Below are 15,169 nucleotides of genomic sequence, written 5' to 3' on the forward strand. Positions count from 1 at the left end.
GTAGGGGCCGGTGTTGTCTCTAAGATCATCCAGTAATTTTAACGATTAAGGTAGGCCAGTAGCTCAATTGGCAGAGCGACGGTCTCCAAAACCGTAGGTTGGGGGTTCGATTCCCTCCTGGCCTGCCACCTTAATTCTGATAATTATGAGTACTTCTGTGGAAAGTAAATCGAGTCCACTTGATGCTATCAAGTGGACTCTTGTTGTTTTGTTGATTGCGGCAGGCGTGGCGGGAAATTCGTATTTCCAGGCTGAGTCCATGTTGTATCGCGTCCTTGCGCTTGTAGGGCTCGCGATTGTGGCTGCGCTTATTGCCCTTCAAACGAGTAAAGGTAAGGCATTTCTTTCGCTTGCGAAGGAAGCACGCCTGGAAATTCGAAAAGTTGTCTGGCCAACTCGGCCGGAAACTACTCAGACTACCCTGATCGTCATCGCATTTGTTTTGATTGTGGCGCTAATCCTGTGGGCTATTGATTCGCTCATAGGCTGGATCGTTTCAGGCGTCATTGGCTAAGGATTAATTATGCGTTGGTATGTCGTACAAGCTTTCTCCGGATATGAAAAGCATGTCATGCGTGCTTTGCATGAGCGTATAAAGCTCAGCGGAATGGAAGACAAGTTCGGCGACGTCCTGGTTCCGACGGAAGAAGTCGTCGAGATGAAGGAAGGCAAGAAGCGTAAGAGTGAACGTAAGTTTTATCCAGGTTACGTTCTTGTCCAGATGGAAATGGGTGAGGAAGCTTGGCACCTGGTTAAGTCGACCTCGCGAGTCCTTGGTTTTATAGGTGGCACACCTGATAAACCTGCACCGATAAGCGATAAGGAAGCAGATATCATCCTGCGTCGCGTTGAAAGTGGTGTCGATAAGCCGAAGCCTAAAACGCTCTTTGAGCCTGGTGAAGTCATCCGAGTTACCGAAGGTCCTTTCATTGATTTCAATGGTGTTGTCGAAGAGGTCGATTACGACAAGAGTCGCGTCAAAGTAGCGGTTCTGATTTTTGGTCGATCAACGCCGGTCGAGCTTGAGTTTTCTCAAGTCGAAAAAGATTAAGTCGCTGGGTAACCAGTTTCATTAATAGGAACGAACGTTTCTAAAGCGGGGAGCAGAAATGCGCTTGTACCCATGGAGAAAGTATGGCTAAGAAGGTAAAAGCCTATATTAAGCTGCAGGTTAAGGCAGCTCAGGCGAATCCAAGTCCTCCTGTTGGTCCTGCGCTGGGTCAGCACGGCGTTAACATTATGGAATTTTGTAAGGCATTTAATGCCCAGACTCAGAGTATTGAGCCGGGTCTGCCGATTCCTGTGGTCATTACCGTTTACAGCGACAGAAGCTTTACGTTCATCACTAAGACGCCGCCTGCCGCAGTTCTGCTATTGAAAGCTGCCGGCGTCAAAAGTGGCTCTGGACGTCCTAATACAGAAAAAGTTGGTACGGTAAATCGTGCGCAGCTTGAAGAAGTGGCCACTATGAAGATGCCTGATCTTTCAGCATCCGATATGGACGCCGCGGTCAAAACTATTGCGGGTACAGCTCGCAGTATGGGCCTTATCGTGGAGGGTCTGTAACATGGCTAAACTGACGAAGAAGCAAAAGCAGATCAAAGAGCGGGTTGATGCCGGTAAGCAATATGCTATCGATGAGGCGGTCGCGCTTTTGATCGATCTCGCCAAGACTACCAAGTTCAGCGAATCTATTGACGTCAGCATCAACCTCGGCGTTGACGCCAGAAAATCTGACCAGGTTGTTCGTGGTGCCACTGTGTTGCCAAACGGTACCGGCAAGACAGTAAGAGTCGCTGTTTTTACCCAGGGGGCGAATGCCGATAAGGCGAAGGCAGCAGGCGCAGACATTGTTGGTATGGACGATCTCGCTGAACAGGTGAAAGCTGGCAATCTGAACTTCGACGTAGTCATTGCATCGCCGGATGCGATGCGTGTTGTTGGACAGTTGGGTCAGATCCTTGGCCCCCGTGGCCTGATGCCTAACCCGAAAGTAGGCACAGTGACCCCGGATGTTGAGACTGCGGTCAAGAATGCAAAAGCGGGTCAGGTTCGATACAGAACTGACAAGAACGGTATTATTCATTCTCCGCTGGGCAACGTCAGCTTTGATGCCGACAAGATCAAAGGAAACCTCGAAGCATTGGTAGCTGACCTGAAGAAGGCAAAGCCTGCCGCTGCGAAGGGAATTTTCCTCAAGAAAATTGTTCTGTCCTCTACTATGGGGCCGGGATTGAATCTGGATCAGTCTTCCTTCGCGGTATAACTGATCCGATATTTTGGTGGCTCTGAGCGGACTTTCGAAGTCTGCTCTGGTCGTCAAAGACCGCAGGTGCCGGTTCGCCGGCTTAATTTCCTGCGCAGGCGGCTGTCAAACCAAGTGTTAACACGCCGTTGTCATCGCTCTTCGGAGCAAAGTATGTTGCCGGTTTTGCCGGTTGATGAAGGAGTTACCCGTGGCAATTCGTTTTCAAACAAAGAAAGAGATTGTCGCTGAAGTTAACGAAACTGCAAGCAAGGCACTTTCGCTTGTAATTGCTGATTATCGTGGTGTTACTTCTAACGACATGGCGTCACTGCGAGCCAAAGCGAGGGCTGAAAACGTCAACCTTCGTGTCGTGAGAAATACCCTGGCGCGTCGCGCTGTAGAGGGTACGGAGTATGCTTGTGCGGTAGAAGCTTTTACAGGTCCGAGCATTCTCGCTTTTTCTATGGAAGATCCAGGTGCGGCCGCAAGGCTTTGCAAGGATTTCGCCAAGACTAACGAGAAGTTCGAAGTGCGTGGCCTGGCTGTCGGCGGTGAGTTCCTCGGAGCTGATCAGATCGATCGTCTTGCCAAGTTGCCCACCAGAGATCAGGCATTGTCGATGGTTATGGCCGTTATGTTGGCGCCTATTACCAAGCTGGCGATGACTCTGAACGATATTCCTGGTCAGGTTACTCGTGTTGTTGCAGCTGTTCGTGATCAGAAACGTGAAGCGGCTTAGTTAATTAACAGTAAAGGTTTGGAGTAATATTTTATGTCATTGTCAAAAGACGATATCTTGAATGCAATTGCTGAAATGAGTGTCATGGATGTTGTGGCGCTTGTTGAAGCTATGGAAGAAAAGTTCGGTGTTTCTGCGGCGGCAGCTGTTGCTGCTGCTCCAGCTGCTGGTGGCGAAGCTGCTGCAGTTGAAGAGCAAACTGAATTTGATGTGGTTCTCAAGGCCACTGGTGAAAAGAAAGTTAATGTCATCAAAGCAGTAAGAGCGATTACTGGACTTGGCCTGAAAGAAGCCAAGGACTTGGTCGACGGTGCACCTTCTACAATCAAGGAAGCACTTTCTAAAGCTGATGCAGAAAAAGCGAAGAAAGATCTCGAAGAAGCCGGCGCTACTGTCGAGCTTAAGTAAGTCGAATACCTGTCTATCGCTGATTGGCGAGGCCGGCGCTTTTGCGCCGGCTTTTCCTTTTTGCCTGCCTGCGACTCCGTCGCACAGCGGCAGGGTATCAGCCAAGAACCCTCTGAATTACTAGCAGATTTCAGTTGAGAGCAAACTGGGGAACGCGAATGACCTATTCCTATACCGAAAAGAAGCGAATTCGAAAAGACTTTAGCAAATTGCCTGTTGCAATGGCAGTTCCGTATCTATTGTCGATTCAACTCGATTCATATTTCGATTTCCTTCAACTAGACCGGGCACCGGAAGGGCGTCAGGACATTGGCCTCCACGCGGCTTTCAAATCAGTTTTCCCCATCGCAAGTTTCAGCGGAAACGCTGCTCTTGAGTATGTAAGTTACAGACTTGGCCAACCAATTTTCGATGTGACTGAGTGCCAGGTACGTGGGGTCACCTACGCGGCACCGTTGCGAGTTAAAGTTCGTCTTATCATTTACGATAAAGACTCGGCGAGTAAAGCAATTAAAGATATCAAAGAGCAGGAAGTCTACATGGGTGAGATTCCCCTGATGACTGAAAATGGCACCTTTGTAATCAATGGCACAGAACGTGTCATCGTTTCTCAGTTGCATCGCTCTCCAGGCGTGTTCTTTGATCACGATAAAGGCAAAACCCACAGTTCTGGCAAGTTCCTTTATTCGGCTCGAGTAATACCTTACCGCGGCTCTTGGCTGGATTTTGAATTCGATCCCAAAGATGCTGTCTTCGTTCGAATAGATCGACGTCGCAAGCTGCCTGCCACCATATTATTGCGGGCTCTTGAATTTACCAGCGAAGAAATGCTGGATCTGTTCTTTGATTTCGACACTTTTCACTTCGAGGGTGAAAAGACTTTCCTCAAGCTCATTCCTAACCGTCTGCGCGGTCTGCTGTCTACGTTTGAAATTCGTGATGCGGAAGGTACAGTCGTGGTCGAAGAAGGTCGTCGTATTACTGCCAAACATGTTCGTCAGTTGGAAAAAAGCAACATCGATATGCTGGAAGTGCCTGCCGAGTATGTTGTAGGACGAGTTCTGGCCAAAGATATCGTTGACGAATCGACTGGGGAGCTGATTGCGGCCAGCAATAGCGAAATCACTCTGGAGCTTCTGCAGACAATCCGCGCGAACAGTGCCTTGAAGAGTCTTGAGGTGCTGTACACTAATGAGCTCGATTGTGGTCCGTTCATCTCAGATACTTTGAATATTGATCCGACCTCTACCCCCCTGGAAGCTCTGGTGGAAATCTACAGGATGATGCGCCCTGGCGAGCCACCTACCAAAGAGTCTGCTGAGAATCTATTTAATAATCTCTTTTTCTCTGAAGATCGTTACGACCTCTCAACCGTCGGTAGAATGAAGTTCAACCGACGTCTTGGTAGAGATAGTGATGGCGAGGACGATCCGAAATCTGCGGTTCTTAGCAAAGACGATATCATTGATGTTTTGAAGACTCTTATCGATATCCGCAACGGCAAAGGCGAGGTCGATGATATTGACCACCTTGGCAACCGTCGTGTTCGATCTGTCGGTGAGATGGCCGAGAATCAGTTCCGAGTCGGACTTGTTCGTGTCGAGCGTGCGGTAAAGGAACGTTTGTCGATGGCTGAGTCCGAAGGGCTAATGCCTCAGGATCTCATCAATGCGAAGCCAGTGGCAGCTGCCGTTAAAGAGTTCTTCGGCTCAAGTCAGCTTTCGCAGTTCATGGATCAGAATAATCCACTTTCGGAAGTTACTCACAAGCGTCGTGTTTCAGCATTGGGACCAGGTGGTTTGACTCGCGAGCGAGCTGGCTTCGAGGTGCGAGATGTTCATCCTACGCACTATGGTCGCGTATGCCCGATAGAGACGCCTGAGGGTCCGAACATCGGTCTCATCAACAGCCTTGCAACCTATGCACGTGCGAACAGCTACGGCTTTCTCGAAAGCCCCTATCGCAAGTTGATCGATGGTGTGGTGTCTGAGCAGATTGATTATCTGTCAGCTATTGAAGAAAGCGAATTTGTTATCGCTCAGGCAAATGCTGAACTGGATTCTGAGAACCGACTTGTCTCAGAGCTTGTGACAGTACGGCACAAGAATGAGTTTACGGTCATGCCGCCTGAGCGCGTTGACTACATGGATGTCTCGCCTAGACAGGTTGTTTCCGTAGCGGCATCTTTGATTCCTTTCCTGGAACATGACGATGCCAACCGCGCCCTGATGGGGTCGAACATGCAGCGACAGGCAGTCCCGACGCTCATTGCAGAGAAACCACTCGTCGGCACAGGTTTTGAGCGTTATGTCGCTCAGGACTCTGGCGTTTGTGTAGTTGCCAAACGAGGTGGCGTAATCGCCAGCGTAGATGCTGGACGTATCGTGGTTCGCGTCGACGGCGATGAAACTGATGCTACTGATGCGGGCGTCGATATTTACAATCTGATCAAATATCAGCGCTCCAACCAGAATACCTGTATTAATCAGCGGGCTCTGGTGCGTGAAGGTGAGCAGATCAGTCGTGGCGACGTGCTTGCTGATGGTCCATCGGTGGACATGGGAGAGCTTGCGCTGGGTCAGAATATGCGCATCGCTTTCATGCCTTGGAATGGTTACAACTTCGAAGATTCCATCTTGGTCTCTGAGCGTGTTGTGAAAGAAGATCGCTTCACTACGATCCACATTCAAGAGCTTACCTGTATTGCTCGTGACACCAAACTTGGTGCTGAGGAAGTTACTGCGGATATTCCGAATGTCGGCGAAAGTGCGCTCGCGAAGCTCGACGATAGCGGCGTAATTTTCATCGGTGCCGAAGTTGAGCCTAGTGATATCCTCGTAGGAAAGGTGACTCCGAAGGGTGAGACGCAGCTGACACCTGAAGAGAAGCTGTTGCGTGCAATCTTTGGTGAGAAAGCCTCAGACGTCAAAGATACTTCTCTCCGAGTACCAACAGGTACGAGGGGTACGGTAATCGATGTCCAGGTGTTTACTCGCGACGGAGTTGAGAAGGATCAGCGTGCGCTCGAGATCGAGAATGCGGAGCTCGCCAAGGTCAAGAAGGATCTCAATGATGAATACAAGATCGTTGAAGGTGCAACTTTTGAGCGACTGCGCTCAGCTCTGACTGGTCAGAAAGTTCTCAGCGGCCCTGGGCTACGTAAAGGTGACGAACTCACTGATGCCCATTTCAAGGCTTTCGAGAAGGATGAGTGGTTCAAGCTCAAAATGGACAGCGACGAGCTCAATGAACTACTCGATAAGGCTGACGCTCAGCTGAAGCAGCGTAAGGCGAGTGTTGAAGAGCGCTTTGAAGATAAAAAGCGCAAGCTTCAGTCTGGCGATGATCTCGCGCCTGGTGTTCTGAAAATCGTAAAAGTCTATCTGGCTGTGAAGCGCAGAATTCAGCCTGGCGATAAGATGGCTGGACGGCACGGCAACAAGGGTGTCATCTCCGCTATCATGCCAATTGAAGATATGCCTTATGATGAAACAGGTGATCCAGTTGATATCGTACTCAACCCCCTCGGTGTTCCTTCGCGAATGAACGTCGGTCAGGTGCTCGAAACGCACTTGGGCGCGGCAGCCAAGGGTCTTGGCCATAAGATCAATAAGATGCTGGAAGCTCAGAAGCAGGTTGGCGAGATCAAGAAATTCCTGAATGAAGTCTACAACACGATTGGCGGACGGCAGGAAAATCTGGATGAGTTGAGTGATAGCGATATTCTGGAGCTGGCTCGCAACCTCACGGGTGGTGTGCCCATGGCTACACCTGTGTTTGATGGTGCCAAGGAAAGTGAAATCAAGGCGATGCTGAAACTCGCTGATATGGACGATTCCGGTCAGGTCTGGCTGTATGACGGGCGAACAGGCGACAGGTTTGAACGGCAGGTCACGGTTGGCTACATGTATATGTTGAAGCTGAACCACCTGGTGGACGACAAGATGCATGCTCGTTCAACTGGCTCATACAGTCTGGTTACTCAGCAGCCTCTTGGCGGTAAAGCTCAGTTTGGTGGACAGCGATTCGGAGAGATGGAGGTGTGGGCGCTGCAGGCTTATGGTGCAGCTTATACACTTCAGGAAATGCTGACCGTCAAGTCGGACGACGTAAATGGTCGTACCAAGATGTACAAGAACATCGTGGACGGCGATCATCGGATGGAGCCTGGAATGCCCGAATCATTCAACGTTCTTGTGAAGGAGATCCGTTCACTTGGTATCGATATCGAATTAGAGAGCGAATAGCATGCCGCGCATTTGATTGCGCGAGCAGGCTCAGAATTGACGGGTTGAAATTGTACGTCGGCGACGCTGCATCGTCGCCGACTCAGACGCCAGAGGCATTCGCTAATGAAAGATTTGCTAAATCTTCTTAAGAACCAGAACCATACTCAAGAATTTGACAGTATAAGGATTGGTTTGGCTTCTCCTGAAATGATCAGAAGCTGGTCATATGGAGAAGTTAAAAAGCCGGAAACGATCAACTATCGGACATTTAAGCCCGAGCGTGATGGTCTATTTTGTGCAAAAATATTCGGTCCAACGAAGGACTATGAGTGCTTGTGTGGAAAGTACAAGCGTCTCAAGCATCGCGGTGTTATATGCGAGAAGTGCGGTGTCGAGGTGGCGCCTTCAAGTGTACGTCGTGAGCGTATGGGGCACATTCAACTAGCCTCTCCCGTTGCCCATATCTGGTTCCTCAAATCTCTGCCATCGCGTATAGGTTTGTTGCTGGACATGACTTTGCGTGATATTGAACGGGTTCTGTATTTTGAATCCTTCATTGTCATTGAGCCGGGTATGACTACGCTTGAGCGCGGCCAATTGCTTTCGGATGAGCAGTACTATGAGGCTCTGGAGGAGTTTGGCGATGAATTCGACGCCAAGATGGGTGCCGAAGCTGTGCAGGCTCTTCTGGCCGATATTACCCTTGATGAAGAAATCGCGCGTCTTCGAGAAGAGGTGCCTGCGACCAACTCTGAAACCAAGATAAAGAAGCTTTCTAAACGTCTTAAGCTATTGGAGGCCTTTGCGGAGTCTGGGAATCGGCCGGAGTGGATGATCATGACAGTCCTTCCGGTACTTCCACCTGACTTACGTCCGCTTGTGCCGCTAGATGGCGGTCGCTTCGCGACCAGCGATCTGAATGACCTCTATCGCCGCGTGATCAACAGAAACAACCGTCTCAAGCGGCTTTTGGAGTTGAGCGCGCCTGATATTATCGTTCGGAACGAAAAGCGAATGCTTCAGGAGGCAGTAGATGCGCTCCTTGACAACGGTCGCCGTGGTAGAGCGATTACTGGCTCAAATAAGCGTCCGCTGAAGTCACTTGCAGACATGATCAAAGGTAAGCAAGGTCGCTTTCGCCAGAACCTTCTCGGTAAGCGAGTCGACTACTCTGGTCGTTCGGTCATCGTTGTCGGTCCTACTCTGAGATTGCACCAGTGTGGTCTGCCGAAGAAGATGGCCCTCGAGCTCTTCAAGCCTTTTATCTTCAGCAAGCTTGAGCATCGCGGTCTAGCCACCACAATTAAAGCCGCCAAGAAGATGGTCGAGCGTGAAGAAGCAGTGGTATGGGATATTCTTGATGACGTCATTCGAGAACACCCTGTCATGCTTAACCGAGCACCGACACTGCACCGACTGGGTATTCAGGCTTTCGAGCCAATCCTTATCGAAGGTAAGGCTATTCAGTTGCACCCGCTTGTTTGTACGGCATACAACGCCGACTTCGACGGCGATCAGATGGCTGTTCACGTCCCGCTGACACTGGAAGCACAGCTTGAAGCGCGTGCGCTCATGATGGCGACCAACAACATTCTGTCGCCGGCAAACGGGGACCCAATTATCGTTCCGTCTCAGGACGTCGTGCTTGGTCTTTACTTCATGACTCGAGAGCGAATCAACGCTCCGGGCGAAGGTATGGTGTTTAGTGACCTGGATGAACTGACGCGTGCCTATGGTACCAAGAAAGCTAATCTTCAGGCGCGGGTAAAAGTTCGAATCAGCGAGACCACCATCGATAGTGACGGTGTGCATCACGAAGAGATCAAGCTGGTCGATACCACCGTTGGTAGAGCATTGTTGTTCCGAATAGTGCCAAAAGGCCTTCCGTTCGAGCTCGTCAACCAGCCTATGAAAAAGAAGGCCATCTCTCAGCTTATAAACGCCTGTTATCGTCGTGTAGGTCTGAAAGAAACAGTAATTTTCGCTGACCAGATCATGTACACAGGCTTCAGTTATGCCACCGTATCTGGTGCGTCCATTGGCGTGAATGACTTTGTCATTCCAGAGGAAAAAGCGAAGATAATTGAGGCTGCTGACAACGAAGTTAAAGAAATTGAAAGCCAGTTTGCTTCTGGTCTCCTCACAGGTGGTGAGAAGTACAACAAGGTTATCGATATTTGGTCTCGTGCCAACGACAAGGTGTCCAAGGCCATGATGGCCAGATTGGGTACGGAAAAAGTCGTGAATAAGGACGGCGTCGAAGTCGATCAGGAGTCGTTCAACTCGGTTTATATCATGGCCGACTCGGGTGCTCGTGGTTCCGCTGCGCAGATTCGTCAGCTTGCAGGTATGCGAGGTCTGATGGCCAAGCCCGATGGTTCCATCATCGAAACGCCGATCACGGCAAACTTCCGGGAAGGTCTGAACGTTCTGCAGTACTTCATCTCGACCCACGGTGCTCGAAAGGGTCTTGCGGATACCGCGTTGAAAACAGCCAACTCTGGATATCTGACTCGCCGTCTGGTCGACGTCGCCCAGGATGTTGTTGTCACCGAAATTGACTGTGGCACGGAGCAGGGCTTACTGGTGACACCCCACATCGAAGGTGGTGATGTCGTCGTAAATCTCGGTGATCGAGTGCTCGGACGTGTTACTGCCGCCGATGCTTTTTCCGCTGCTAACGCTAAAGATGTCGTTTTACCGGCTGGCACGCTGTTGGATGAAGCTGCTGTAGAAAAGCTCGAGCACGCAGGTGTGGATGAACTCTATGTTCGATCCCCAATATTCTGCACGACTAAGTATGGAATTTGCGCAAGCTGTTATGGCCGTGATCTGGCCCGTGGTCACCTTGTTAACGTAGGTGAGGCCGCGGGTGTCATTGCGGCTCAGTCAATTGGTGAACCTGGTACGCAGTTAACGATGCGCACATTCCACATCGGTGGTGCGGCTTCGCGATCTTCTGCTGTTGATAACGTTCAAGTTAAGCACGGTGGTACGGTTCGTCTTCACAATATGAAGTCGATTGAGCGCAAGAACGGTAGGCTTGTCGTTGTTTCGAGATCATCGGAACTGGCGATTGCTGATGCGGCAGGGCGTGAAAGAGAGTCTTACAAGCTGCCGTATGGCGCAGAAGTCAGCGTCAAGCACGGAGAGCAGGTGGAGGCAGGTGGTATTGTAGCCAAGTGGGATCCCCACACTCACCCGATTATCACGGAGGTTGGTGGTAAGGTAACGTTCGTGGGCCTTGAAGAAGGCATCACAATGAAGACCCAGACTGACGAGCTGACCGGTCTGTCGAGTATCGAAATAATCGATCCAAAGGATCGACCAGCTGCAGGCAAGGATATCCGTCCTTTGATCCAGCTTCTCGATGAAGCAGGAAATGAAATGAACTTTCCGGGCACCGATACAACAGCCCAGTATTTCATGCCTGCAAATGCCCAGCTTCGTTTGAAGAATGGCGATATGCTCGAAGGTGGCGATGTTATCGCGCGTATTCCTCAGGAAAGTTCGAAGACACGTGATATCACCGGTGGTTTGCCTCGGGTAGCAGACCTCTTTGAAGCTCGAAAGCCCAAGGAGCCCGCCATATTGGCTGAGATAAGCGGCTTGGTGTCGTTCGGAAAAGAGACCAAGGGCAAAAAGCGCCTTGTCATTTCTCCTACCGACAACAATGAGCCATACGAAGTGCTTATCCCTAAGTGGCGGCAGCTCAACGTGTTTGACGGTGAGCAGGTTACAAAAGGTGAAGTTATTGCTGATGGCCCATCGAATCCCCACGACATTCTTCGTCTTCTTGGTGTCGGTGAGCTAGCGAAATATATCATCAACGAGATTCAGGATGTCTATCGTCTGCAGGGCGTTGTAATCAATGACAAGCACATTGAAGTAATCGTCCGACAGATGATCCGTAAAGTTGAAGTGACTGCTGCTGGCGATACCTCACTGATCAAGGGCGATCAGGTCGAGCTCGTGCACGCCGAAGAAGAAAATGACGGCGCACGAATCAAAGAGACGATAGAGGCTCGCTATGAGCGAGTACTGCTTGGTATTACCAAGGCAAGTCTCGCGACAGAGAGCTTCATTTCTGCTGCGTCCTTCCAGGAGACCACCCGAGTTCTGACAGAGGCTGCCGTCACCGGGAAGAAAGATCATCTTCGTGGTCTGAAGGAAAACGTGGTCGTTGGACGCCTCATTCCAGCTGGTACGGGCTCGGCTTATCACGCAGAGCGTAAGCGCAAGAAGAATCAGAAAGACTCCAGTGTCAGTGCTGCGGATGTAGTGCAGGCGCTGAGTGCCGAGCTGAACCGTTAGTAAACTATTTCGGGGCGCTTGACTCGGTCAGGTTGCCCTTATACAATCCGTGCCCTTGTTTTCGAGGGTATTAGTAAACCGGAGTAAGCCTCATGGCAACTATAAATCAGCTGGTTCGTAAGCCGCGATCTCGACCAATCGAGAAAAGTGGTGTCCCAGCGCTACAAGGGTGTCCACAGCGTCGCGGAGTTTGTACTCGCGTATACACTACGACACCTAAGAAACCAAACTCGGCACTCCGTAAGGTTTGTAGGGTACGTCTCACCAATGGTTTTGAAGTCAGTTCTTACATTGGTGGAGAAGGCCACAATCTTCAGGAGCACAGCGTTGTTTTGATACGCGGTGGTCGAGTCAAGGATCTTCCTGGTGTTCGTTATCACACCGTGAGGGGGACCTTGGATACAGCTGGCGTTAACGACCGAAAGCAGGGTCGATCCAAGTACGGTACAAAACGTCCCAAGAGCTAGTTTAAGGCTTGGGAAGGTTGTTTAGATAAGAGTAAGGCTGCCGCTTTGCCAGTTTCGACTGAGCTGCTGGCAGGGTTACCTGAAGACACTCATTAAGGACTTATCATGCCACGTAGAAGAGTTGCGGCTAAGCGGGAAATCCTGCCTGATCCAAAGTACAAGAGTCAAAAGCTCGCCAAGTTTATCAACCATGTCATGGAAGCTGGCAAAAAGTCTGTTGCCGAGCAAATTGTATATGGTGCGCTTGATATCGTTATCAAGAAGACCGGCACAAATGATGCCATGGAAATCTTTGAGACTGCCCTCGAAAAGATTCAGCCTATGGTGGAGGTCAAGGCACGCCGGGTTGGCGGCGCGACTTATCAGGTTCCTGTCGAAGTTCGTCCTTCTCGTCAGGCCGCGCTCAGCATGCGTTGGTTGGTCGAATACTCCCGCAAGCGCGGTGAAAAGTCTATGTCTGCACGGCTTGCTGCTGAGGTGATGGAGGCTGCCGAAGGTCGCGGTGCTGCAGTCAAGAAGCGTGAAGATGTTCATCGGATGGCCGAAGCCAACAAGGCTTTCTCGCACTATCGTTTTTGATCTGATACCTCATAGCGGAGTCTGCTTTGGCGCGTAAAACACCGATTGCGAATTATCGTAATATCGGGATCTGCGCACACGTAGATGCCGGTAAGACGACTACCACCGAGCGTGTTCTTTTCTATACCGGTCTTTCTCATAAGATGGGAGAAGTTCACGACGGTGCGGCAACCATGGACTGGATGGAACAGGAACAAGAGCGCGGTATTACTATTACCTCCGCGGCTACTACCTGTTTCTGGCGTGGTATGCAGGCGCAGTTTGACGAGCACCGCATAAATATCATAGACACTCCGGGGCACGTGGACTTCACGATTGAAGTCGAGCGAAGCCTGCGGGTGCTTGATGGCGCGGTCGTTGTCTTATGCGGTTCTTCTGGTGTGCAGCCTCAAACTGAAACTGTTTGGCGTCAGGCAAACAAGTATCATGTGCCTCGGCTGGTCTTTGTTAATAAAATGGACCGTACCGGTGCGGATTTCGAGCGGGTAATCACGCAGCTCGAAACCAGACTCGGTGCTACGCCAATCCCCATGCAAATGACTATCGGTTCCGAAGAAGATTTTCGAGGCGTTGTCGACCTCATAAAAATGAAAGCGATCATCTGGAACGAGGCTGATCAAGGTCTCACCTTCGACTTTCAGGATGTACCTGAAGATCTGCTATCAGTCTGTGCCGAGATGCGTGAGCGTATCGTAGAGGCTGCGGCGGAGTCTGGGGACGCCTTAATGGAGAAGTACCTGGAAGGTGGCGATCTGACCGAGGCAGAAATTAAGGCGGGTATTCGGGCTCGCACTTTGGCCAATGAGATTGTGCCAGTCTTGGGTGGATCTGCTTTCAAGAATAAAGGTGTTCAGGCTGTACTTGACGCGGTCGTCGACTATCTGCCTGCGCCAACTGAAGTAAAAGCGATTGAAGGCGTCCTGGCTGATGGTTCGGTGGGGTCACGGACTGCCGAAGATGATGCGCCTTTCAGTGCCTTGGCGTTCAAGATTGCTAGTGATTCTTACGTCGGTACGCTCACCTTCGTACGGGTGTACTCTGGCGTTCTCAAATCCGGTGCGACTGTGTTTAACACTGTGAAGACCAAGCGCGAACGTGTGGGCAGAATGGTCCAGATGCACTCGAACAATCGTGAAGAAATCGCTGAAGTGCGCGCAGGCGATATCGCTGCGCTTATCGGTCTCAAGGATGTCACGACCGGTGATACGCTGTCTGACTACGATCATCAGATAACTCTTGAGCGGATGGAGTTTCCCGATCCGGTCATTTCGGTGGCAGTTGAGCCTAAGTCGAAGGCAGATGAAGATAAGATGGGGGTTGCGCTCGCCCGTCTGGCTCAGGAGGATCCTTCGTTTAGGGTCAAGACCGACGAAGAGACCGGTCAGATAATCATCTCGGGCATGGGCGAGCTGCATCTCGACATCATCGTTGATCGAATGCGTAGAGAGTATAGTGTGGATGCTAATATCGGAAAGCCGCAGGTGGCCTACCGTGAAGCGATAACACGACGATGCGAAATCGAAGGGAAGTTTGTTCGGCAGGCGGGCGGAAAAGGGCAGTATGGTCATGTCTGGGTTCGATTCGAACCCTCAGAAGACGATGGCTTGACCTTCGTGAATGAAATTGCGGGCGGTGTTGTGCCAAAAGAATACATCCCGGCAGTTGAAAAAGGCATTGCGGAGCAAATGCAAAACGGTATCATCGCCGGTTACCCGCTCCTTGGCTTGAAAGCAACGCTCTATGATGGCAGCTACCACGACGTTGATAGCAACGAAATGGCCTTTCGTATAGCAGGGAGTCTGGCTGCCAGAGACCTTCGTGATCATGGTGGTGCTGTCCTTCTTGAGCCGGTCATGAAGGTCGAAGTTGTTGCGCCGGAGGATAATATGGGTGATGTTGTGGGCGACCTTAATCGGCGTCGTGGGATTATTCATGGGATGGAAGATATCCATAACGGCAAAATTATCGATGCCGAGGTTCCGCTTGCGGAAATGTTTGGCTATGCAACCGACCTTCGTTCAGCAACGCAGGGCCGTGCAACTTATACGATGGAATTTAGCCGGTACTGCGAAGCGCCTGCTAATGTCGCTAAGGTGATAATCAGCGCTCGCACGTAATTTTAACTGGCTGGCTCGTTACAAAAACTAAAGAGGATTGAAAAGTGGGAAAAGCAAAATTTGATCGG

At 50.6% G+C, this 15,169-nt stretch carries 11 protein-coding genes and 1 tRNA gene; all 12 read left to right on the forward strand.

The genetic code is table 11. From position 1 onward, the window contains the following. Nucleotides 1-52: 52 nt before the first annotated feature. The 12 genes from ABD735_RS16045 (at nt 53) to fusA (ending at nt 15,101) form a co-directional block, all read left to right on the forward strand. Nucleotides 53-128: transfer RNA gene (locus ABD735_RS16045), tRNA-Trp, on the forward strand. A gap of 17 nt (nt 129-145) precedes the next feature. After that, nucleotides 146-514: a preprotein translocase subunit SecE gene (gene secE, locus ABD735_RS16050; protein WP_344808303.1), complete on the forward strand. Its 369-nt coding sequence runs from the start codon at nt 146-148 to the stop codon at nt 512-514. 9 nt (nt 515-523) lie between these two features. Next, complete coding sequence (gene nusG / locus ABD735_RS16055) at nt 524-1,051, forward strand: transcription termination/antitermination protein NusG (RefSeq protein WP_344808305.1); 528 nt, start codon at nt 524-526, stop codon at nt 1,049-1,051. Nucleotides 1,052-1,134: 83 nt separating this feature from the next. Continuing rightward, a complete protein-coding gene (rplK, locus tag ABD735_RS16060) occupies nt 1,135-1,566 on the forward strand; it encodes a 50S ribosomal protein L11 (protein ID WP_344808307.1) in 432 nt (143 codons plus the stop codon). Between the two features lies 1 nt (nt 1,567). Then, complete coding sequence (gene rplA, locus ABD735_RS16065) at nt 1,568-2,266, forward strand: 50S ribosomal protein L1 (RefSeq protein ID WP_344808309.1); 699 nt, start codon at nt 1,568-1,570, stop codon at nt 2,264-2,266. A gap of 175 nt (nt 2,267-2,441) precedes the next feature. Continuing rightward, nucleotides 2,442-2,987: a 50S ribosomal protein L10 gene (gene rplJ, locus ABD735_RS16070; protein ID WP_344808311.1), complete on the forward strand. Its 546-nt coding sequence runs from the start codon at nt 2,442-2,444 to the stop codon at nt 2,985-2,987. 33 nt (nt 2,988-3,020) lie between these two features. Continuing rightward, nucleotides 3,021-3,395, forward strand: a complete 375-nt coding sequence (gene rplL / locus ABD735_RS16075; RefSeq protein ID WP_344808313.1) for a 50S ribosomal protein L7/L12 — start codon at nt 3,021-3,023, stop codon at nt 3,393-3,395. 158 nt (nt 3,396-3,553) lie between these two features. Then, nucleotides 3,554-7,642 carry a DNA-directed RNA polymerase subunit beta gene (gene rpoB, locus ABD735_RS16080; protein WP_344808315.1) on the forward strand — a complete coding sequence of 1,363 codons (4,089 nt, stop codon included), beginning with the start codon at nt 3,554-3,556 and terminating at the stop codon, nt 7,640-7,642. Between the two features lie 105 nt (nt 7,643-7,747). Then, the gene (gene rpoC / locus ABD735_RS16085) at nt 7,748-11,938 is read left to right on the forward strand and encodes a DNA-directed RNA polymerase subunit beta' (protein WP_344808317.1); all 4,191 of its coding nucleotides are present in this window, start codon (nt 7,748-7,750) and stop codon (nt 11,936-11,938) included. Nucleotides 11,939-12,030: 92 nt separating this feature from the next. Continuing rightward, nucleotides 12,031-12,405 carry a 30S ribosomal protein S12 gene (gene rpsL, locus ABD735_RS16090; protein ID WP_344808319.1) on the forward strand — a complete coding sequence of 125 codons (375 nt, stop codon included), beginning with the start codon at nt 12,031-12,033 and terminating at the stop codon, nt 12,403-12,405. 105 nt (nt 12,406-12,510) lie between these two features. Then, the gene (gene rpsG, locus ABD735_RS16095; RefSeq protein WP_344808321.1) at nt 12,511-12,984 is read left to right on the forward strand and encodes a 30S ribosomal protein S7; all 474 of its coding nucleotides are present in this window, start codon (nt 12,511-12,513) and stop codon (nt 12,982-12,984) included. A 26-nt stretch (nt 12,985-13,010) separates the two neighbouring features. Further along, nucleotides 13,011-15,101, forward strand: coding sequence for an elongation factor G (gene fusA, locus ABD735_RS16100; protein ID WP_344808323.1), 2,091 nt, complete (start codon nt 13,011-13,013; stop codon nt 15,099-15,101). Nucleotides 15,102-15,169 lie beyond the last annotated feature (68 nt).

The sequence above is a fragment of the Allohahella marinimesophila genome, assembly GCF_039538005.1.
GTDB classification, from domain to species: Bacteria; Pseudomonadota; Gammaproteobacteria; order Pseudomonadales; family Oleiphilaceae; genus Allohahella; species Allohahella marinimesophila.